Annotated in this window: 13 protein-coding genes and 1 tRNA gene; 6 read left to right on the forward strand and 8 right to left on the reverse strand. The window is 61.5% G+C overall.

All coding sequences use genetic code 11. The annotated features are described in order from the left end of the window. Positions 1-59 precede the first annotated feature (59 nt). Complete coding sequence (locus tag ASE60_RS11225) at positions 60-725, reverse strand: CBS domain-containing protein (protein WP_057250254.1); 666 nt, start codon at positions 723-725, stop codon at positions 60-62. Positions 726-934: 209 nt separating this feature from the next. Further along, positions 935-1010 (reverse strand) — tRNA-Ala (locus ASE60_RS11230). A 415-nt stretch (positions 1011-1425) separates the two neighbouring features. On the opposite strand from ASE60_RS11230, the gene adhP reads away from it, so the two are divergent. Then, positions 1426-2451, forward strand: a complete 1026-nt coding sequence (adhP, locus tag ASE60_RS11235) for an alcohol dehydrogenase AdhP (protein ID WP_057250256.1) — start codon at positions 1426-1428, stop codon at positions 2449-2451. A gap of 203 nt (positions 2452-2654) precedes the next feature. Beyond that, complete coding sequence (locus tag ASE60_RS11240) at positions 2655-5003, forward strand: ethanolamine ammonia-lyase (protein ID WP_057250258.1); 2349 nt, start codon at positions 2655-2657, stop codon at positions 5001-5003. Between the two features lie 248 nt (positions 5004-5251). Here the strand turns inward: ASE60_RS11240 and ASE60_RS11245 are convergent, their stop codons facing one another. From ASE60_RS11245 to uvrA, 4 genes are all read right to left on the reverse strand, one after another. Then, a complete protein-coding gene (locus ASE60_RS11245; RefSeq protein WP_057250259.1) occupies positions 5252-9055 on the reverse strand; it encodes a vitamin B12-dependent ribonucleotide reductase in 3804 nt (1267 codons plus the stop codon). 781 nt (positions 9056-9836) lie between these two features. Then, positions 9837-10640, reverse strand: a complete 804-nt coding sequence (locus ASE60_RS11250; protein WP_057250261.1) for a DUF72 domain-containing protein — start codon at positions 10638-10640, stop codon at positions 9837-9839. Between the two features lie 41 nt (positions 10641-10681). Further along, positions 10682-11134 carry a GNAT family N-acetyltransferase gene (locus tag ASE60_RS11255; RefSeq protein WP_057250263.1) on the reverse strand — a complete coding sequence of 151 codons (453 nt, stop codon included), beginning with the start codon at positions 11132-11134 and terminating at the stop codon, positions 10682-10684. 45 nt (positions 11135-11179) lie between these two features. Further along, the gene (gene uvrA / locus ASE60_RS11260; protein ID WP_057250264.1) at positions 11180-14101 is read right to left on the reverse strand and encodes an excinuclease ABC subunit UvrA; all 2922 of its coding nucleotides are present in this window, start codon (positions 14099-14101) and stop codon (positions 11180-11182) included. Between the two features lie 279 nt (positions 14102-14380). Here uvrA and ASE60_RS11265 point away from each other — a divergent pair, with 279 nt between their 5' ends. Next, positions 14381-14938: a single-stranded DNA-binding protein gene (locus tag ASE60_RS11265; protein ID WP_057250266.1), complete on the forward strand. Its 558-nt coding sequence runs from the start codon at positions 14381-14383 to the stop codon at positions 14936-14938. 121 nt (positions 14939-15059) lie between these two features. On the opposite strand, the gene ASE60_RS11270 is transcribed toward ASE60_RS11265, so the two are convergent. After that, positions 15060-15689, reverse strand: coding sequence for a MarC family protein (locus tag ASE60_RS11270; RefSeq protein ID WP_057250268.1), 630 nt, complete (start codon positions 15687-15689; stop codon positions 15060-15062). 422 nt (positions 15690-16111) lie between these two features. Here ASE60_RS11270 and gyrA point away from each other — a divergent pair, with 422 nt between their 5' ends. Continuing rightward, positions 16112-18889, forward strand: a complete 2778-nt coding sequence (gyrA, locus tag ASE60_RS11275; RefSeq protein ID WP_057250270.1) for a DNA gyrase subunit A — start codon at positions 16112-16114, stop codon at positions 18887-18889. A 270-nt stretch (positions 18890-19159) separates the two neighbouring features. Further along, the gene (locus ASE60_RS11280; protein ID WP_057250272.1) at positions 19160-19555 is read left to right on the forward strand and encodes an SgcJ/EcaC family oxidoreductase; all 396 of its coding nucleotides are present in this window, start codon (positions 19160-19162) and stop codon (positions 19553-19555) included. Between the two features lie 110 nt (positions 19556-19665). Here the strand turns inward: ASE60_RS11280 and ASE60_RS11285 are convergent, their stop codons facing one another. Beyond that, on the reverse strand, positions 19666-20595 hold the full coding sequence (locus ASE60_RS11285; RefSeq protein WP_057250274.1) for a LysR family transcriptional regulator: 930 nt from the start codon (positions 20593-20595) through the stop codon (positions 19666-19668). Positions 20596-20687: 92 nt separating this feature from the next. Here ASE60_RS11285 and ASE60_RS11290 point away from each other — a divergent pair, with 92 nt between their 5' ends. Beyond that, entirely contained in the window at positions 20688-21704 is a 1017-nt protein-coding gene (locus ASE60_RS11290) for an NAD(P)H-binding protein (protein ID WP_082615815.1), read from the forward strand. Positions 21705-21712 lie beyond the last annotated feature (8 nt).

Below are 21712 nucleotides of genomic sequence, written 5' to 3' on the forward strand. Positions count from 1 at the left end.
TCGTCTTGCCAACTCGGTGTCGCGAACACCTGCGTGTCGCGGCACAATTAAAAGGGGCGCTATTGCGGATATGGTTCCGAGAAATGCTCGACCACGCCCCGAACGCCGCGGACATTTTCGGCAACGATCCGTGCGGCCCTCCGGCACTCGGCCGTCTCCACGTTGCCCCAGAGATGAACGATGCCATCGGTCACGGCGACCTTCACATCCAGACCTTCGAGGCCGGTGTTCTCGCCGAGGCGCACAAGAATGCTGCGCCGGATCGCTTCATCACCCGCGGCCGTCTCGTCCTGCTTTGCTGACAACACCGCCTGCAACAGATCGGCGCGGCTGACGATACCGACCAGCACGCCGTTCCTGAGAACGGGAAGGCGCTTGATGCCACGTTCCTGCATCAGCGCCGCCACCCGCGCGAGCGGCGCATCCTCGTCGATGGTAACGGGATCGGCTGTCATGGCGTCGCCCACCCTCCAGGAGGATCGGCGTATATAGGCGTGGGCCCTGTCATCGGCCGCAAGCGTCACGTCCGCCAGCGGTCCGCCGCCACCGAGTTCCGTCCGCCGGATCAAGTCGCCCTCGCTGATCAGCCCAATGAGACGGCCTTCATCGTCAACGACCGGAAGGCCGCTGACGTGGCTGTCGAACATGATCCGGGCTGCCTGTCTGACGCTGTTGTCAGGCGAAAGCCCGACGATCTTTGTCGTCATCACATCTTTGACGCGCATGTCGATCCAACTCCGAAAAGGACCTTGGTACCGTCATTAGCGGGCGTAAGGTAAACCTATCGCGGCGGTTCGACAACCTGTTCGTGGGGGAGATGTTCGAGTTGGGCGCTGGCGCTGGCAGAACCCATGCTGCAGCTTCTAGTCGAGCGCAAACACTCGTGCACAGCCCGATTGGATTTAACTAGCTCTCGACGCGCGCGGTTGTGTTCTGGTGGAGCCGAAGGGAGTCGAACCCTCGACCTCCGCAGTGCGATTGCGGCGCTCTCCCAACTGAGCTACGGCCCCATTACATCCAGTCAACACGACACGCGCCGAGCATGTCAATACACTTGAGACGACGCGCCTGGTTGGACATCATTGCGCGAAGCGACGCGCTCGATCGGTTCGTCGGGCGATCCGTTTCAAAACCGTTTCTTCGAAAGTAGCGGGCAGACGCGCCATTTCCGCTCGGGGCCCTCATCGACGCGCGCCGCTGTATGTTACAGTAGGTCACGCCCCCAAGCGCGGGGAGCCATTGTCGAACTATGCTCGCGGGTTTACGCTGATGCGTAACGAAAGCACCGCCCGAACCTCGGCCGCGAACGTCCATGGCGCCCGGATGAATGTGGAATTCTTCTGTATCCGACATGGGCGCCTGCCGGCTCCGCACTTCCCTTAATGGGCCTCTCCGTAGGCCCGGCGATTTGGAGGAGGATTAGCAATGGCCCAGACGATGAAGGCCGCCGTCGTTCGGCAGTTCCGCACGCCCCTTGTGATCGAGGAGGTGGCGGTGCCGACGCCGCAACCTGGGCAGATCCTCGTCAAATATGAAGCAACGGGCGTCTGCCACACCGACCTCCATGCAGCAAATGGAGACTGGCCGGTAAAGCCTAGCCCGCCGTTTATTCCGGGACACGAGGGCGTCGGCTATGTTTCGGCAGTGGGTGCCGGTGTCAAAAGAGTGAAAGAGGGGGACAGGGTCGGCGTTCCCTGGCTTCACAGCGCATGTGGTTACTGCCCGCATTGCCGCACCGGTTGGGAAACACTGTGCGCATCACAGTCGAACACCGGATATTCCGTCGACGGAACATTTGCCGAGTATGGACTGGCGGATCCCGACTTCGTCGGCAGCCTGCCCACCGGGCTGGAGTTCGGCCCTGCTGCGCCGGTTCTTTGCGCCGGAGTGACCGTTTACAAGGGATTGAAGGAAACGGAAGTCCGCCCCGGCGAATGGGTCGCCGTCTCCGGCATCGGTGGCCTTGGCCACATGGCTGTGCAGTACGCAAAGGCGATGGGCATGCATGTCGTCGCCGCGGACATCTTCGACGACAAGCTGGCACTTGCAAAGCAGCTAGGCGCCGACATTACAGTCAACGGCAAGGCGAAGGATGCCGTAGAGCAGGTAATCAAGGCGACCGGCGGCGTGCATGGGGCGCTCGTAACTGCGGTTTCACCTGCTGCAATGGAACAGGCGTTCGGATTCCTGCGATCACGGGGCACGATGGCGCTCGTCGGCCTTCCCCCTGGGATGATCTCCGTGCCGGTATTTGAAACGGTGCTCAAGCGCATAACGCTGCGCGGATCGATCGTCGGCACCCGCCAGGATCTGGAGGAATCGCTGCAGTTTGCCGCTGAAGGCAAGGTCGCGCCGCATTTCTCATGGGACAGCCTCGAGAACATCAATGAGATCTTCCACCGGATGGAGGCCGGCAAGATCGACGGGCGCATCGTCATGAGCCTGCAGTAGCTGGCCCAGCCGTGCCCGTCCGGTCGAGAGGCCCCGCTTCGTTTCCGCCAAAGGAACGGTGCCGCATCGATCGATGGGAATAGCGGGCCCATGCCCGGAGTGGAGAATGTATTGCGCACCCAAACTGCGCGCCTCCTCAAATCGCCGTCCTCAAGGGCCGTTTGGCGAAATGCCCGGAGACCTTTTGCAGAAAGGAAATGGCAATGAGCAAGGGCATGTTCTCGGATCAGCACGGTCTGTCCAGACGAGATCTCCTGCTGGTGGCAGGGACTGCGGCGGCCACGCTCGCCACATACAGCCAGGCTGCCCGGGCAGCACCGGGCGGAGGCACCCTTGTGATCGATGAGGTGAAGCAGGGCGAGGACGTCTTTGCCTATATCAGCAGGATCAAGGGCGGTTTTGACGAGACGACCTATCGGCAGGTGCTGGGGTGTGCGAACGCGTTCAAGGAAGGAGATCAGACGATCGGGGTGGTGGCGGAAAATGACACATCGCGAACGAACGCCCGGACCCTTCTGGCAAGCACGAAGATCGGAGACCTTCACCAGCGCCCGCTGCTTGAGGACGATCTGCAAAGGCTGATCTGGCAGACAACGGACCAGGCCCAGCACGAAAAGGTCAAAGACTGGACCATGGGCCAGCTGAAGGAGTTTCTCCTGACTGCATCGGAAGAAGAGATCAAAGGCATCATGAATGGGCTGACCAGCGATACGATCGGTTGCGTGCCGAAACTGATGAGCAACGAAGAGCTTATCTCCGTCAGCCAAAAGATCTTCAACGTCATGCCCGGCACCAAGTTGGGGGCCAAGGGGTATATGGGCGCGCGTATTCAGCCGAATTCGCCAACCGACCACCCCGACGACATCATGTGGCAGGTCTTCGACGCATTCTCCTATGCGACTGGCGACATCGTCATCGGCACCAACCCGGTGGACAGTACCGTCAACAGCGTCGTCACGGTGGAACGTGCCCTCAAGGATATCGTCGATACCTTCAAGCTTGTTGACGTCATTCCCTGGTGCGTGCTCGCCCACATCGACGTTCAGGCCGAGGTGAGCGAGAGCTTCCCCGGAACGGTTTCCACGGTGTTCCAGAGCCTCGCAGGAACGGATGATTGCAACAAGATCTTCGACATCACCAATGAGAAGATCCTGAAATATGCAAGCGCGAAGGCAGGGGAAAGATATGGCCTCTACTTCGAGACCGGGCAGGGCTCGGAATTCACCAACGGCGTGGCAAACGGCGTCGACATGATGGTGCTTGAGTCTCGAAAGTATGGCTTCAGCAGAGCGGTCAGCATGGAGCTTGCGAAGGTGCAGCCCAAGGGCGCATGGCTCCATGTCAACGATGTTGCCGGCTTCATCGGGCCGGAGGTCTTCAAGAGTCGCGAACAACTCGTACGGTGCTGCCTCGAAGACATGGTCATGGGCAAGCTCCATGGGCTGACCATCGGCCTCGATATCTGCACCACCCTGCATATGACTGTCAGCCTGGACGATCTGGATTGGTGCCAGGACCAGATCATGCCGGCCAATCCGGCCTACCTAATTGCTCTGCCCACCAAAAATGACCCGATGTTGAGCTATCTCACGACCGCGTTTCAGGATCACGTGCGCGTACGGGAGAAATTTGGCTTCAAGGTCAACGATGCGATGTGGGATTTCTACAAACGCATCGGGATCGTCGGCAACGACAACAGCTACACGTCAAACTACGGGGATCCCCTCTGGGTCTACTATCAGTACCGCCTCGCCAAGGGTGACAAGCGGCCAAAGGAAACTGTCTACGCCGAAGGCAGGCAGATGATGATGGAGGTCGAAGCGAGAGGCGTCGACCTGGCGACGGGCCACGGAGAGAAGATCTGGGATCTCAACCCTGCGCTCGCGACGAAAGTAAGGGGTCTATATGACGACGCCAAACAATCTCTTTGGGCCGAACTTACGCCGGAGTTTATCGCTGCCGTGCCCGGCGTCGTCCCGGTTCGCACCCTGTCCAAGGACCGAAACGACTACATTGCGCACCCGACCACCGGTGAAACGCTGAGCCCGGATTCCATCAAGGAGATTGAGCGGGTAAGGGCTTCGTGGAAGGCCGACATGCCCAAAGGTCAGATCGTCATATCGGACGGTCTCAATGCCAAGGCCATCATGGATGACGGGCATCTAGCGCCTTACCTCGAAGAGATGCGAAGGTTGCTTGGAGACGCCGGTGTCACGGTGAGCGACAAGAACATCCTGGTGACCAGCGGCAGGGTGCGGGCCGGCTACAGGATCGGCGAGATGCTCTTTAAGGATGCCGACCCCAACAGTTTCCGCGGAATTCTCCACATCATCGGCGAGCGGCCCGGAACCATGCACCACGCCTACTCGGTCTATATCACCGTCGCCAAAGGCAAGCGTTGGGCTGAGAAGGACATCGATCACGACATGACGAAACTGGTCAGCAACGTCGCCGATACCGCGCTTGCACCTAAAGAGGCGGCGAGGGAGACCCTGACCATCATCCGGGAGATCATCGGCAAGGATGTGAACGGCAGCCGACGATATGGATGATCGCGCATCGTGCTGCAGGACAGCAGAGCGGTATCTGCCCTGGGAGCGGCAACAGCGGCGTCAGCTTTGCACACAAGCACGACAGGACGCGCTGACTGACCGAGTCACGTCCCATCCACGAAAAAACCCAGGGGCACGGCTCAAACGCCCCTGGGCAAAATTCTGGTCGGGGGACAGTCACGCGTTCCATGAAAACCGCGTGACTGATTGATACGTCACCACAACCACCACCATCTCGGTGGAGCAGGTTAGCTGCAGCCGCTCGTCGCACCGCAGGTGTCGCACTTCTCGCAGGTGCCGTTGCGCACCATCGTGAAGTTCTGGCACTCGGTGCACATGTTGCCGGTGTAGCCCTGCATGATCGAGCGGGCGCGGCGCTCGGCCTCCACCTTTTTGGCGTCCGTCTTGGCCGATGCCGCTTCGGCGGCTGCCTTGTCGGAGAAGAGAGCCGTCACTTCCGTAACCGTCTCAGCCGTTTCCTCGGCAATCTCTTCGGCCAATTCCGCCGCACGTTCTTCGTAATCGCGCTTGAAGGCGACGATTTCGGAGGTCGCGATGGCGGTTGTCGTCTCGATCTTGCGCACCGTGTTGCCGGCGATCGCCGTTACGGTTGCGCCAGAAGAGGCGCGGGCAGGAGCAGCCGTTGCCGAGCCCTTCGGCTCGCCGGCGCGTTCGGCCGTGCCACCGACGATGGTCGGCTTGTAGCCACGCGTCCAGCCTGTCGAAATCAGGTTGGTCTTGCCTTCCTGGATCCCCTTGCCGAGCGCCGTGTTGCTGAAATCGGACGTGTCGACATGGGCGAGGTCGTGGCGGCCGAGATAGGAGACGGCGAGTTCGCGGAAGACGTAGTCGAGGATCGACGTCGCGTTCTTGATCGCATCGTTGCCCTGGACCATGCCGGCCGGCTCGAACTTGGTGAAGGTGAAGGCCTCCACATATTCTTCGAGCGGCACGCCATATTGCAGGCCGAGCGAGACGGCGATGGCGAAGTTGTTCATCATCGCACGGAAGGCAGCGCCTTCCTTGTGCATGTCGATGAAGATCTCGCCGAGGCGGCCATCACCGAATTCGCCGGTGCGCAGATACACCTTGTGACCACCGACAACGGCCTTCTGGGTGTAGCCCTGGCGGCGGTTCGGCAGCTTTTCGCGGGCGCGGATCACCTTTTCGATGACGCGCTCGACGATCTTTTCGGTGATGGTCACGGCCTGGGCGGCGGCCGGCGCCTGGATCAGATCCTCCAGCGCATCCTCGTCCTTGTCGTCCTCGATCAGCGAGGCGTTCAGCGGCTGCGACAGCTTGGAACCATCGCGGTAAAGGGCGTTCGCCTTCAGCGCCAGCTTCCAGGAAAGCATGTAGGCGTTCTTGCAGTCCTCGACGGTCGCCTCGTTCGGCATGTTGATCGTCTTGGAGATGGCGCCCGAGATGAACGGCTGGGCAGCCGCCATCATGCGGATGTGGCTTTCGACCGAGAGGTAGCGCTTGCCGATCTTGCCGCAGGGGTTAGCGCAATCGAAGACCGGCAGGTGCTCGTTCTTCAGGAACGGCGCGCCTTCAAGCGTCATCGCGCCGCAAACGTGGATGTTGGCTGCTTCGATGTCCTTCTTCGAGAAGCCCATATGGTCGAGGAGGTTGAAGTCCATCGCGCCGAGCTGCTCGTCGGTGACCTTCAGCGTGCCCTTGAGGAAGTCGGCGCCCAGCGTCCACTGGTTGAAGACGAACTTGATGTCGAAGGCACTCTTCAACGCGGCGTTGACCGCTTCGACCTTCTCGTCGGTGAAGCCCTTGGCCTTCAGCGTTGACGGGTTGATTGCCGGCGCCTGGTTCAGGTTGCCATGGCCGACGGCGTAAGCCTCGATCTCGGCGATCTGGCTTTCGCTATAACCGAGCGAGCGCAGCGCTTCCGGTACGGCACGGTTGATGATCTTGAAGTAGCCGCCGCCGGCGAGCTTCTTGAATTTCACCAGCGCGAAGTCGGGCTCGATGCCGGTCGTATCGCAGTCCATGACGAGGCCGATCGTGCCGGTCGGCGCGATGACGGTTGCCTGGGCGTTGCGGTAGCCGTGCTTTTCGCCGAGTTCCAGCGCCTTGTCCCAGGCGCTCATGGCGTGGATGACGAGGTCCTGGTCCGGATTGTCGCCATGGATGAGGGCGACCGGGTTGACCGAGAGCGCCTCGTAGCCGGTCGTCTCGCCATAGGCGGCGCGGCGATGGTTGCGGATGACGCGCAGCATGTTGTCGCGGTTCGGGGCAAAGCCCGGGAACGGACCCAGCTTCTCGGCCATTTCGGCCGAGGTGGCGTAGGAAACACCAGTCATGATCGCCGTCAGCGCGCCGGCGATGGCGCGGCCTTCGGCGCTGTCATAGGGAATGCCCGAGGACATCAGCAGGCCGCCGATGTTGGCATAACCGAGGCCGAGCGTGCGGTATTCGTAGGAGAGTTCGGCAATCTCGCGGGACGGGAACTGCGCCATCATGACCGAGACTTCAAGGACGACGGTCCACAGGCGGACGGCGTGCTCGTAGTCGGCGATGTTGATGCGCTTGGTCGCCGCATCCTTGAACATCATCAGGTTCAGCGAGGCGAGGTTGCAGGCGGTGTCGTCGAGGAACATGTACTCCGAGCACGGGTTCGACGCGCGGATCGGGCCGGCGGCCGGGCTCGTGTGCCAGTCGTTCATCGTCGTGTTGAAGTGCAGGCCCGGATCGGCGGACGCCCAGGCGGCGTAGGAGATCGACTCCCAGAGGTCACGGGCCTTCAGCGTCTTCATCACGCGGCCGTCCTTGCGGGCGGTCAGCTGCCAGTCGCCATCGGCTTCGACGGCGCGCAGGAAGTCGTCCTTGATCGAGACCGAGTTGTTGGAGTTCTGGCCGGAAACCGTGAGATAGGCTTCCGAATCCCAGTCGGTGTCATAGGTCTTGAATTCGAGGTCCTTGTAGCCCTGCTTGGCGAACTGGATGACGCGCTGGACGTAGTTTTCCGGAACCAGCGCCTGCTTGGCGGCGCGGATCTCGCGCTTCAGCGCCGGGTTCTGCTTCGGGTCGTAGCAGGCGTCGTCGGTGCCGTCGCAGTTGACGCAGGCCTTCATGATCGCCTTCAGATGCTTGGCGACGACCTTGGAACCGGTGACAAGCGCAGCGACCTTCTGCTCTTCCTTGACCTTCCAGTTGATGTATTCCTCGATATCCGGATGGTCGATATCGACAACGACCATCTTGGCGGCGCGGCGGGTGGTGCCACCCGACTTGATGGCGCCGGCGGCGCGGTCGCCGATCTTCAGGAACGACATCAGGCCGGAGGACTTGCCGCCGCCCGAGAGCTTTTCGCCTTCGCTGCGCAGATGCGAGAAGTTGGAGCCGGTGCCCGAGCCATACTTGAACAGGCGCGCTTCACGCACCCAGAGGTCCATGATGCCGCCTTCGTTGACGAGATCGTCAGCGACCGACTGGATAAAGCAGGCATGCGGCTGCGGATGCTCGTAGGCCGACTTCGACTTGGTCAGCTTGCCGGTGAAGGGATCGACATAGAAGTGGCCCTGGCCGGGGCCATCGATGCCATAGGCCCAGTGCAGGCCGGTGTTGAACCATTGCGGCGAGTTCGGCGCGACGCGCTGGGTGGCGAGCATGTAGGCGAGTTCGTCCTGGAAGGCGGAGGCGTCTTCTTCCGTGTCGAAGTAGCCGCCCTTCCAGCCCCAATAGGCCCAGGTGCCGGCCAGGCGATCGAAAACCTGGCGGGCATCGGTCTCGGAACCGTAGTGTTCTTCCTTGGGCAGAGCCTTCAGCGCATCCGTGTCAGGGACCGACCGCCAGAGGAAGGAGGGGACGTCGTTCTCCTCGACGCGCTTCATCTTGGCCGGAACGCCGGCCTTGCGGAAATACTTCTGGGCGAGAATGTCGGCCGCGACCTGGCTGAACTGAGCCGGAACGTCGATATCGGCTAGGCGGAAGACGATCGAACCATCAGGGTTCTTGATCTCACTCGTAGCCTTGCGGAATTCGATCTCCGCATAGGCGGATTGCCCGGCCTTGGTGAAACGACGTTCGATCTTCATTGTCCCTGGTCCTTCGTGTTGCCTAGCGCCCGCCACAGGCGCAATTGTCCCCGCCCGGCCGCGAGGGTCATCCCGCAGCCAGTCTCAGCTTCCGTCCTTCGAGAGAAACCCATAACTGGGTGACCCTGTATCTTGTGAGATAGGCTGGCTGCAAGCACTAAATATAGTGTTAACAGCATCTTTATGCCAGCCAAATATTGCCCCAGCAGGCCCAAAAAATCGCACAGAAATCCTCACGGCGACCGCATGGTGAAATCCATGACTGCCGCCTGTCAGAACCGACGATTTGGTGAGATGAACCGGGCGCTAAACAATCCGGTCCGCCGCCGTCGCAACGTGAAATCCATTAACCGTGAATCGTCCGGGGGCGTCAAGGGGTGGTTTGTGACGGAAGTTTGAGCGCTAGATGTTGTGTGGACCGACTGTGGAAAACGGGGACATCGGCCAACCCCATGAAAATCAGGCACTTCCAGAGGTTGCCTGTGAGACTAACGCAACGGTCAGCGCCAGATCAAAAAATTGACGGGTAAAAAACCGCATAAAAACCATCCCCAACGGTACCCTCGGTTGCGCTTAGGAAAACGATATGGGGTGGCCGTGGTGATTCGCGCCTTACGCCTTGAGGCCGCTCGCCTTTTGGGTCGCGAACGGAGTATCGGCACTACCTATAGTGCTCTACACCATCCCGCTCCCGGCCGACGATACTGGCGCAGGTGCAAAGACTGGCAGGTTCGTGAGGGGTGAGCGGGATCAGCGGCACGCACTGATCCCGCCTTGGAACTCAATCGACGCGCTTCTGCAACTCGCGGGCACCATTCGGCGCATTCACCTTGCCCTCGGTGATGAAGTAGGCAAACACATCGCGCGGCTCTTTCTTGGCCTTGCGGTCCGGGGCGCTCTTCTCAAGCCCACTCGGTTCGTCGCCACTGGCAAAGCTCTTGGCGCGCTCGGCCCAGAGGTCGAGCTTGTCGGCCGCATAGCAGGTCTCGATATCGTCGCTGCCCTTCTGCAGACGCAGATAGACGAAGTCGGCGGTGACATCGGCGATCATCGGATAATCCGCATGTTCGGCGAGCACCACGGCAACGCCGTATTTCTCCAGCAGCGCCACGAACTCCAGAACCTGGAAGGTGGGATTGCGGACCTCGACCACATGGCGGAGCGGCAGCCCATCCTGTTTTGCCGGCAGAAGTTTCAGAAAACCCTCGAAGTCGTCAGGTTCAAACTTCTTCGTCGGCGCGAACTGCCAGAGGATCGGTCCGAGATGAGGCCCAAGCTCGGTCAAGCCCTGCGTCAGGAATCGCTCCATGGATTCACCGGCTTCCGAGAGAACCTTGCGGTTGGTGACGAAGCGGCTCGCCTTCAACGAAAAGATGAAATCCTCGGGCACTTCGGAGGCCCACTTGGCGAAGGTCTCGGGCTTCTGCGACGAATAATAGGTGCCGTTCACCTCGATCGCGCGAAGCTGCTTGCCGGCGTATTCGAGCTGGCGCTTCTTTGCCAGCGTGCTCGGATAGAAGGTGCCCTCCCAGGGCTCGAAGGTCCAGCCGCCGATGCCAACGCGGATCTTTCCGGATTTTGCCATGCCATCCTCCTCAACAACGGTCGTCGCTTGACCGCGTGCTTTCAGTCTTTGATCGATTTCGTCATGTCCACGAGTGTCCACCCTGGACGATAGGGATTGGGTCGGCGACCCGTTTCTTGAAATCCATAGGCGCGATAGAGCGCGATGTTTCGCTCCATTCGTGAATTGGTGTAGAGCCGCACCTCCGGCAAGCCCCACTCGACCGCCTTGCTGTCCAGGAATTTCAGCAGTTCAATGCCCAGCCCCTGACCCTGACAGGCTGGCGCAACTGCAATGCTGAAAATCAGCAGGTGATCGGCGTGCCGCTCGAAAACGGCAAGGGCCGCGACAACGTCATCCTGCTCCCGAAGCCAAATCTCGCTGCGAAGAATGCGGGGCGCGTAGTCTTCGGTTACCGGGAGCGGCGGCCCGCCAAGCAGCGCCCGATAGGGCTCGTAGGCCGCCTCCGTGACGCTTTGCATCGCAGCCAGATCTTCCAAACGCGCAGGCCGCATCACAACGCGCTCACCTCTTCCGGTCGCTGATAGGCGCCGAGGCGTTCACTCCGCCGCCTCGACCTTTTTCATCGGCCGGCGATCGAGAAGTTCCTTCAGGAACTGGCCGGTATAGGAACGCTTCTCCTTGACCACCTCCTCAGGTGTGCCCTTGGCGATGACCTCGCCGCCACCATCGCCGCCCTCGGGACCGAAGTCGATGACCCAGTCGGCGGTCTTGATGACTTCGAGATTGTGCTCGATGACGACGACGGAATTGCCCTGGTTGACAAGCTCATGCAGAACTTCAAGAAGCTTGGCTACGTCATGGAAATGCAGCCCGGTCGTCGGCTCGTCGAGGATATAAAGCGTACGGCCTGTCGAACGTTTCGACAGTTCCTTGGCGAGCTTAACGCGCTGGGCTTCGCCGCCCGAGAGCGTGTTTGCCTGCTGACCCACCTTGATGTAGCCGAGGCCGACCTGGTTGAGCGTCACCAGCTTGTCGCGCACGGCCGGGACGGCGGCAAAGAACTCGACGCCTTCCTCGACCGTCATGTCGAGCACGTCGGCGATCGACTTGCCCTTGAAGTGCACATCGAGCGTTTCGCGGTTGTAGCGCTTGCCGTGGCAGACGTCGCAAGTGACGTAGACATCCGGCAGGAAGTGCATCTCGATCTTGATGACGCCGTCGCCCTGGCAGGCCTCGCAGCGGCCGCCCTTGACGTTGAAGGAGAAGCGGCCCGGCTGGTAGCCGCGCGTCTTTGCCTCCGGCAGACCGGCGAACCAGTCGCGGATCGGCGTGAAGGCGCCGGTATAGGTCGCCGGGTTCGAACGCGGCGTGCGGCCGATCGGCGACTGGTCGATGTCGATCACCTTGTCGATATGCTCGAAGCCGTCGATACGGTCATGCTCGGCCGGGTTCTCACGCGCCCCCATGATGCGGCGGGCGGCGGCCTTGTAGAGCGTTTCGATCAGGAAGGTCGACTTGCCGCCTCCGGAAACGCCGGTCACGGCGGTGAAGACGCCGAGCGGGATCGAGGCGGTGACGTTCTTCAGGTTGTTGGCGCGCGCGCCGACGACGGTGATTTCCTTTTTCTTCTTGGGCTTGCGGCGCTCGCTCGGAACCGCGACCGCAAGCTCGCCGGACAGATACTTGCCGGTCAGCGACTTCGGATTGGCCATGACGTCGGCGGGCGCCCCTTGCGCAATGACCTCACCGCCATGGATGCCAGCGGCCGGACCGATATCGACGACATAGTCGGCCGTCAGGATCGCATCCTCGTCATGTTCGACGACGATCACGGTGTTGCCGATGTCGCGCAGGTGGCGAAGGGTCTCGAGCAGGCGGGCGTTGTCGCGCTGGTGCAGGCCAATCGACGGCTCGTCGAGCACGTAGAGCACGCCCGTGAGGCCCGAGCCGATCTGCGACGCAAGCCGGATGCGCTGGCTTTCACCGCCCGAGAGCGTGCCGGAGTTGCGCGAAAGGCTGAGATATTCGAGGCCGACATCGTTGAGGAAGCGCAGGCGGTCGCGGATTTCCTTGAGGATGCGAACCGCAATCTCATTCTGCTTGGTGTTAAGATGCGCCGGCAGCGCTTCGAACCAGTCGCGCGCGATGCGGATCGACATCTCGGTGACCTGGCCGATGTGCAGCTTGTCGATCTTGACCGCAAGCGCCTCAGGCTTCAGCCGGAAGCCGGCGCAGGCCGGGCAGGGCGCCGCCGACATGTAGCGCTCGATTTCCTCGCGCGCCCAGGCGCTGTCGGTCTCCTTCCAGCGACGCTCCAGATTGGGCACGATGCCCTCGAAATTCTTGGTGGTGTTGTAGGAACGGGCGCCGTCCTCGTAGTGGAAGACGATCTTCTCTTCCGTCCCGTGCAGGATCGCATTCTGCGCTGCGGAGGACAGTTCGTTCCAGCGATTGCCGAGCTTGAAACCGAAGGCCTTGCCGAGCGCTTCGAGCGTCTGGTTGTAGTAAGGCGAGGAGGACTTGGCCCAGGGCGCAATCGCGCCGTCGCGCAGCGTCCGGTGCTCCTCGGGCACGATCAACGCCACGTCGATCTTCTGCTGGCTGCCGAGACCATCACAGGTCGGGCAGGCGCCAAAGGGATTGTTGAAGGAGAACAGACGCGGCTCGATCTCGGAGATCGTGAAGCCGGAGACCGGGCAGGCGAATTTTTCCGAAAACAGCACGCGCTCATGAGTCTCGTTGAGCGACTTGTTGGCCGAGCCGCCGGCGGCCGTTTCTTCCGGCGGCAGCGGCTTGTCGGCAAACTCGGCCACGGCAAGCCCATCGGCCAGCGTCAGACAGGTCTCCAGGCTGTCGGCGAGGCGCGAGGCAAGGTCCGGCCGGACGACGACACGGTCCACCACCACATCGATGTCGTGCTTGTATTTCTTGTCGAGCGCCGGTACTTCGGCGATCTCGTAGAAGGTGCCGTCGACCTTGACGCGCTGAAAGCCCTTCTTCATCAGCTCGGCGAGTTCCTTCTTGTATTCGCCCTTGCGGCCGCGAACGAGCGGCGCAAGAATGTACAGGCGCGTGCCTTCGCCGAATTCCAGCACGCGGTCGACCATCTGGCTGACCGTCTGGCTTTCGATCGGAAGGCCCGTCGCCGGCGAATAGGGCACGCCGACGCGCGCGAAGAGCAGGCGCATATAGTCGTAGATTTCGGTGACCGTGCCGACCGTCGAGCGCGGGTTACGCGAGGTCGTCTTCTGTTCGATCGAGATCGCCGGCGACAGGCCGTCGATCTGGTCGACATCCGGCTTCTGCATCATCTCGAGGAACTGACGCGCATAGGCAGACAGGCTCTCGACATAGCGGCGCTGCCCTTCGGCATAGATCGTATCGAAGGCGAGCGAGGACTTGCCGGAGCCGGAAAGTCCGGTCATCACGATCAGCTTGTTGCGCGGCAGATCGAGGTCGATGCCTTTCAGATTGTGCTCGCGCGCACCACGAATGGAGATGGTCTTGAGTTCACTCATCGGAAGCCAGCTTTTGCATGTCGGTTGAAAGCCCCCTATGTAATGACGCTAACGCCCATGTCGAGGCGCAATCGGCAAAACAGGCGGCCAATTCGAGTCGGTTGACAGGATCATAGCCAAATACTAGAACAAAGAAAGAACAAATCGCCCATAAAACGACCAAATCTGTTGTGGATTATGTGCGAGGCGGGGCGTATCGGCGGCATCGGACCGCTAAGATGCGCGCTCTTGAAATTCCAAGCTGGGCCGGCGGCCCGGTGAAACCACGGGAAAAGCAACATGGCTGGAAGCGTCAACAAGGTAATCTTGATCGGAAATGTCGGGGCAGACCCGGAAATCCGGCGCACGCAGGACGGCCGGCCGATTGCCAACCTGCGCATCGCAACCTCGGAATCCTGGCGCGACCGCAACAGCGGCGAGCGCAAGGAAAAGACCGAATGGCACACGGTCGTCGTCTTCAACGAGGGCCTCTGCAAGGTCGTCGAACAATATGTGAAGAAGGGCGCCAAGCTCTATATCGAAGGCGCGCTGCAGACGCGCAAGTGGCAGGACCAGAACGGCAACGACCGTTATTCGACCGAAATCGTGCTGCAGGGCTTCAACTCGACGCTGACGATGCTGGACGGTCGCGGCGAGGGCGGCGGCTCCGGCGTCAGCCGCGGTGGCGGCGGCGACTTTGGCGGCAGCAACTACGGCGGTGGTGGCGGCGGTGGTTACGACGACTACGACCAGTCGCGCCAGTCTTCCGGTGGCGGCCGTTCGGGCGGTGGCCAGGGCGGTCAAGGCGGCCAGGGCGGTGGCTTCTCGCGCGACATGGACGACGACATTCCGTTCTGATCGCCCATCGATCAGTGTCGATCAGTATTGACGCAAAACGCCATGTCCTCTGGGACATGGCGTTTTTTGTTGTCCGTTCTCTTTGTCGCTCGTTCGGCGACAAAGGCGATCAGCCGCGGCTCTAAAGCGCCATTGCCGATTTGACGCCGTCGACAACGAACTGCACCGCCAGCGCCGCCAGGATGACGCCGAGCAGGCGCGTCAGGATGGCGCGGCCGGTGACACCGAGAAACCGGTCGATGCGCTCGGCGATGACGAGCGCAAGGAACAGGCTGAGCATAGACAGCGCGATGACGATCAAGAGTTGCGTGCGCTCGACCGCCGTCGGGAACGAGCCGGCGAGCAGGATCGTCGCGGAGATCGCGCCTGGCCCGGCAATCAGGGGAAGCGCGAGGGGAAAGACCGCGATGTTATGGATGTGATCCTTGGTGGTCGCGTTCTCGCCGGTCTTTTCCTTGCGTTCCTGCCGCTTCTCGAAAATCATCTCGAAAGAGATCCAGAACAGTAGAAGACCGCCGGCGATGCGGAAGGCGCCGATCGAGATGCCGAGCAGCCCGAGGATGCCGTTGCCGAACACGGCGAAGGCGGCAAGGATGAAGAAGGCGATCAGCGAGCCGCGCGTGGCCACCTGAAAGCGCTCCTGTCGGCTGAGACCGACCGTCAGACTTAGGAAGATCGGCGCGAGGCCGGGCGGATCGAGCGTGACGAGAAGCGTGGTGAGTGCATTGACCAGGAGGTCGACATTGAACATCCGTTTCCCCTTCCGGATTTCGCCCCGGGTTTTCCCGGTGGCATGAAGGCATTGTTAGGCAAGCGGCACGGGCTTGGGAAGAGGGCGGCAAACAAAGTCTCAGCAATGACTTAATGAGCAATCCCTTGCGGCAATCGGACCGCAAATGCGCGGCGTCGCGGCGATTGGCGGCAGGGGTCTTCCGATTTCCCGCGCGATGCCCTAGAAAAGCCTGCTCCGGCGGCAAAAGACTGTTCACAACTGCCGCATGGCTCTTCGGCTCCTGATCTGGACTGTCGAACGAATCATGCAGCGAATCAAAGCGTTACAGTGACATCTTCACAGGTTGGCGGGTGAACGGCGCGAAGGGCCGCAAATTGGCGCTTCCCGTGGCAATCCGCTATAAATATCCGACTGATTCTGAACAAAGATCGTGATCACCATTGACTGAGCAAAGCACTCCCGGCGGCGGAAAAACTCCGCCAGGCATCGAGCCGATTTCCATCATCGAGGAAATGCAGCGGTCCTATCTCGATTACGCGATGAGCGTCATCGTCAGCCGCGCGCTTCCCGACGTGCGTGACGGTCTGAAACCCGTGCACCGCCGCATCCTCTACGGGATGAGCGAGCTCGGCATCGACTGGAACAAGAAATACGTCAAATGCGCCCGCGTCACCGGGGACGTGATGGGTAAGTATCACCCGCACGGCAACGCAGCGATCTACGATGCGCTGGCGCGTATGGCGCAGGACTGGTCTCTCCGCCTGCCGCTGATCGACGGCCAGGGCAACTTCGGTTCGGTCGACGGCGACCCGCCGGCAGCCGAGCGCTACACCGAATGCCGCCTGCAGAAGGCGGCCCATACGCTGCTCGATGATCTCGACAAGGAAACCGTCGATTTCCGCGACAACTATGATGGCACGCTGAGCGAGCCGTCCGTCGTTCCGGCGAAGTTCCCCAACCTGCTCGTCAATGGCGCCGGCGGTATCGCCGTCGGCATGGCGACGAACATCCCGCCGCATAACCTGGTCGAAGTCATCGACGGCTGCATGGCGCTGATCGACAATCCGGCGATCGAACTGCCGGAATTGATGGAGATCATCCCGGGCCCGGACTTCCCGACCGGCGCATTGATCCTCGGCCGCTCCGGCATCCGTTCGGCCTACGAGACCGGCCGCGGTTCGGTCATCATGCGTGGCCGTGCGCATGTCGAGCCGATGCGCGGCGACCGCGAGCAGATCATCATCACCGAGATCCCCTTCCAGGTGAACAAGGCAACGATGATCGAGAAGATGGCCGAACTCGTGCGCGAGAAGCGCATCGAGGGCATCTCGGATCTGCGCGACGAATCGGACCGTCAAGGCTATCGCGTCGTCATCGAACTGAAGCGCGACGCCAATGCCGACGTCATCCTGAACCAGCTCTACCGCTACACGCCATTGCAGACCTCGTTCGGCTGCAACATGGTGGCGCTGAACGGCGGCAAGCCGGAACAGATGACGCTGCTCGATATGCTGCGTGCTTTCGTCTCCTTCCGCGAGGAAGTCGTTAGCCGGAGAACGAAGTACCTGCTGCGCAAGGCGCGTGACCGCGCCCACGTCCTGGTCGGTCTCGCAATTGCCGTTGCCAACATCGACGAAGTGATCAAGCTGATCCGGCATGCGCCCGATCCGCAGACCGCACGCGAACAGTTGATGGAACGCCGCTGGCCCGCCCATGACGTCGACAGCCTCATCCGGCTGATCGACGATCCGCGCCACCGGATCAATGAAGACAACACCTACAACCTGTCGGAAGAGCAGGCCCGCGCCATCCTCGACCTGCGCCTCCAGCGCCTGACTGCGCTCGGCCGCGACGAAATCGGCGACGAACTCAACAAGATCGGCGAGGAAATCAAGGATTACCTCGACATCCTGTCCTCGCGCCTGCGCATCATGACCATCGTCAAGGACGAGCTCATCGCTATCCGTGACGAATTCGGCACCCCGCGCCGAAGCGAGATCATGGAAGGCGGCCCTGACATGGACGATGAGGACCTCATCGCCCGTGAAGACATGGTCGTGACCGTCTCGCATCTCGGCTACATCAAGCGCGTGCCGCTGACGACCTACCGGGCGCAGCGCCGCGGCGGCAAGGGCCGCTCGGGCATGGCGACCAGGGACGAGGATTTCGTTACCCGGCTATTCGTCGCCAATACCCATACGCCTGTTCTGTTTTTCTCCTCGCGTGGCATCGTCTACAAGGAGAAGGTCTGGCGCCTGCCGATCGGCACCCCGCAATCGCGCGGCAAGGCGCTGATCAACATGCTGCCGCTGGAGCCCGGCGAGCGCATCACCACCATCATGCCGCTGCCCGAGGACGAGGCGACCTGGGAAAACCTCGACGTCATGTTCTCGACGACCCGCGGCACGGTTCGCCGCAACAAACTGTCGGACTTCGTCCAGGTCAACCGCAACGGCAAGATCGCGATGAAGCTCGAGGAGGAGGGCGACGAGATCCTCTCCGTCGACACCTGCACGGAGCATGACGACGTCATGCTGACGACGGCGCTCGGCCAGTGCATCCGCTTCCCGGTCGACGACGTGCGCGTCTTTGCCGGCCGCAACTCGATCGGCGTTCGCGGCATCAACCTCGGCGACGGCGACCGCATCATCTCGATGGCGATCCTTGGCCATGTCGATGCTGAGCCGTGGGAACGGGCAGCCTATCTGAAGCGTGCAGCCGCCGAGCGGCGCACGACGAACGGCGAAGAGGAAGAAATCGCTCTGGTCGGCGAGGAAGTCACCGACGGTGGCGAACTCAGCAACGAACGCTTCGAAGAACTAAAGGCACGCGAACAGTTCGTGCTGACGGTCTCGGAGAAGGGCTTCGGCAAGCGCTCGTCGTCCTACGATTTCCGCACCTCGGGCCGCGGCGGCAAGGGCATCCGCGCCACCGATACCTCGAAGACGACGGAAATCGGCGTACTCGTTGCAGCCTTCCCGATCGAAGACAACGACCAGATCATGCTCGTCTCCGATGGTGGCCAATTGATCCGCGTGCCGATCAATGGCGTCCGGCTCGCGAGCCGCGCGACCAAGGGCGTCACCATCTTCTCGACCGCCAAGGACGAGAAGGTCGTTTCGGTCGAGCGCATCAGCGAGCCTGACGGCGACGAGGAAGGCGAGGAGGCGGCTGTCGAGAACGGAGCGCCGGAAACGCCAGCTGAATCCGAGGGTTAACTGCCCACGCGATAGAAGCGCCAAGGATTTTGAAAGCCCGCCATCGTGGCGGGCTTTTCTATTGGCGGCGCACGCGTCCCTTTGCGAGCGACGCAACTTGCCCACGAGATCGAAGCGCGTTACACGCGAACCATGGAAAATGTCGTCAACGCTTCGATTATTCGCACCATTCTTCGAATGGTGGGTTGACGCGCGCTCCTTTTCCAAAAGCAGCAACCCGCCGCAAGGCGGGTTTTGTTTATCCGTCTTGCGCAAACCCAAGAGACGGACATGTCAGATCACGAACTGAAACAGGTTATCCAAGCTGCCGACCGTGCAATCACGGGGGAAGATTTTGAGAGCTTGATGGATTTCTACGCCGACGACGCGACACTGGTCGTCAAACCCGGTCTCAACGCGACCGGAAAGTCCCAGATCCAAAAAGCGTTCGTGGCGATCGCCGCCCATTTCAAGAACCAGATGAAAGTCCCCCAGGGCGAGATGAAAGTGATCGAAGGTGGCGACACCGCGCTCGTCATCATGGAAACGGTGCTCGATACGGTGGACGCGGAGGGCGCCGATGTCTCCATCGTGAGGCGGGCGACCTATGTCTTCCGCAAGACGGATGCCGGCAAATGGCTTTGCGTCATCGACAATTCCTACGGCACAACGCTGCTTGATGGGTAGTCGCCGCGCTAGATCATTTCAGTGTTTCATTGAAACACTGAAATGACCTAAGTCTTTGAAATTACGCAATTCCGGACGGAAAACCGTTTCGCACTTTTCCTGGAGTTGCTCTAAGTGGAAGCATCCCCGTCCTGGGCCGCGGGTGCGACACCGCGAATGTAGTCGCGCAGCCCCTTGGCGAGCGCATCGAAAGTGACGCGGCAGCGCGGCGCCGTCTTCAGGTTCTCGTGCATCACCAGCCAGGTGTCGAGCTTCATCTCGAAGAGGCCAGGCAGCACCGGCAGAAGGTCGGGGTCGCGCGCCGCCAGTCCGTTCTGGCAGATGCCGATGCCGAAGCCGGCGCGGATCGCTGCGAACTGGGCAAGGTTGCTGTCGGCCTTGAGCGCAAACCGTGCCGTCGGCAGTTCTGGCGAACGTGCGATGATCGCCCGGATCGCCGCGGTTTCCCGGTCGTAGCCGATCAGGCTGTGATCCGCGAGGTCGGTCAGTGCCCGAGGCATGCCGCGCCGCGCGATGTAGCGGCGGTGGGCGTGAAAACTGATGGGGACGACGCCGAGATGGCGGGCGATCAATGCATCCTGCGCGGGCGCGACCATACGCACCGCGATATCGGCCTCCTGGCGCAACAGGTCTTCGACCGCATCGGAGGCGGAGAGTTCGATCATCAGCTCCGGATAGGCCTCGTGCAGCTTCGCCAGGATCGGCGGCAGGACCTCGATGCCGATGACCTCGCTGGCGCTGATGCGCACAGTACCGCTGACGGCATCACGCTGGCTGGACGCCGCCCGCAACAGTGCCGCAGATGTCGCCGAGAGCGTCTCGGCATAGGGCTTCAGCGCCAGCGCGGCATCGGTCGGCAGCAGGCCATGCGGGGAGCGCACGAAGAGCGGATAGCCAAGTGCCGCTTCCATGGCGTCCACGTGCCGGCCGACGGTCGGCTGCGTCAAGCCAAGCTCGCGGGCGGCCGCCGATAGCGACCCCTCCCGCAGCACAGCGAGAAACGTTCTGTAGAAATCCCAGCTCAAATCTATTCTGCTCATATATTTCAGTATATCTGATCAAGATTTTTTGGCAATTCCGTTTAGCTCTGCTTTGCGTGATCCTGTCTTCATCGAAACGGATGGAGCGAGACATGGCCGAGATGCAGGAAAGAACAAAGAGCGCGCTGGTGCTCGGCGCGACGGGCGGTATTGGCAGCGCCGTGGCACGCGGGCTCAGCAGGCGCGCCTGGCAGGTGCGCGCCTTGAACCGAAACGCCGAGAAGGCAGCGCAGGCGGAGCCGGCGTTCGACTGGCGGCAAGGCGATGCCATGGACGCACGCGACGTTCGCGCTGCGGCGGAAGGGGTCGATCTGATCGTGCATGCCGTCAATCCGCCCGGCTACCGCAACTGGGGAACCCTGGTGCTGCCGATGCTCGACAACACCATCGCGGCTGCGAAAGCCTCAGGCGCGCGCATCCTCCTGCCGGGAACGATCTATAATTTCGGCCGGGATGCCTTTCCCATTCTGACCGAGGACGCCCCGCAGAACCCTGACACCGACAAGGGCCTGATCCGCAAGGAGATGGAGCGTCGCCTGAAGGGCGCGTCCGAGGCAGGCATCGGCGTCATCATCGTTCGGGCAGGAGACTTCTTCGGCCCGGGAGCCGCCAACAACTGGTTTTCGCAAGGGCTGGTAAAGCCCGGAAAACCGGTGACGGCGATTTCCTATCCCGGCCGTGAAGGCACCTCCCACCAGTGGGCCTATCTGCCCGATGTCGCGGAAACCATGCTCCGCCTCGTGGAGCGTGCCGAAAGCCTGCCGCGCTTTGCCGTCTATCATATGCGCGGCTTCCTCGACCGGAACGGAACGGAGATGGTGGCGGCGATCCGCCGCGTCGTCGGCAAGCCGGAGCTACCCGTCAGGGCTTTTCCCTGGTGGCTGATCGGCCTTGTCTCGCCTTTCGTCCCGCTCTTCAGGGAACTGCGCAAGATGCGCTACGTTTGGCGCGAACCTCTGAGAATGCCGAACGAGCGACTCCTGGCGGTTCTCGGCGAAGAGCCGCATACACCGATCGACGAGGCGGTCGCGACGACGCTCAGGGGACTTGGTTGCATGCCGATAGAGGCAGAGGGCAGCACGGTCACCGGTGACCGCGTTCTCGCGTAGTGGAATTG

Source organism: Ensifer sp. Root278 (genome assembly GCF_001429285.1).
GTDB lineage: Bacteria > Pseudomonadota > Alphaproteobacteria > Rhizobiales > Rhizobiaceae > Ensifer.

What these genes read in the sequence shown, in the direction of transcription:
- ASE60_RS11225 (WP_057250254.1), bottom strand. Translation starts at nt 725, where the DNA reads ATGCGCGTCAAAGATGTGATGACGACAAAGATCGTCGGGCTTTCGCCT.
- adhP (WP_057250256.1), top strand. Translation starts at nt 1,426, where the DNA reads ATGGCCCAGACGATGAAGGCCGCCGTCGTTCGGCAGTTCCGCACGCCC.
- ASE60_RS11240 (WP_057250258.1), top strand. Translation starts at nt 2,655, where the DNA reads ATGAGCAAGGGCATGTTCTCGGATCAGCACGGTCTGTCCAGACGAGAT.
- ASE60_RS11245 (WP_057250259.1), bottom strand. Translation starts at nt 9,055, where the DNA reads ATGAAGATCGAACGTCGTTTCACCAAGGCCGGGCAATCCGCCTATGCG.
- ASE60_RS11250 (WP_057250261.1), bottom strand. Translation starts at nt 10,640, where the DNA reads ATGGCAAAATCCGGAAAGATCCGCGTTGGCATCGGCGGCTGGACCTTC.
- ASE60_RS11255 (WP_057250263.1), bottom strand. Translation starts at nt 11,134, where the DNA reads ATGCGGCCTGCGCGTTTGGAAGATCTGGCTGCGATGCAAAGCGTCACG.
- uvrA (WP_057250264.1), bottom strand. Translation starts at nt 14,101, where the DNA reads ATGAGTGAACTCAAGACCATCTCCATTCGTGGTGCGCGCGAGCACAAT.
- ASE60_RS11265 (WP_057250266.1), top strand. Translation starts at nt 14,381, where the DNA reads ATGGCTGGAAGCGTCAACAAGGTAATCTTGATCGGAAATGTCGGGGCA.
- ASE60_RS11270 (WP_057250268.1), bottom strand. Translation starts at nt 15,689, where the DNA reads ATGTTCAATGTCGACCTCCTGGTCAATGCACTCACCACGCTTCTCGTC.
- ASE60_RS11280 (WP_057250272.1), top strand. Translation starts at nt 19,160, where the DNA reads ATGTCAGATCACGAACTGAAACAGGTTATCCAAGCTGCCGACCGTGCA.
- ASE60_RS11285 (WP_057250274.1), bottom strand. Translation starts at nt 20,595, where the DNA reads ATGAGCAGAATAGATTTGAGCTGGGATTTCTACAGAACGTTTCTCGCT.
- ASE60_RS11290 (WP_082615815.1), top strand. Translation starts at nt 20,688, where the DNA reads ATGGCCGAGATGCAGGAAAGAACAAAGAGCGCGCTGGTGCTCGGCGCG.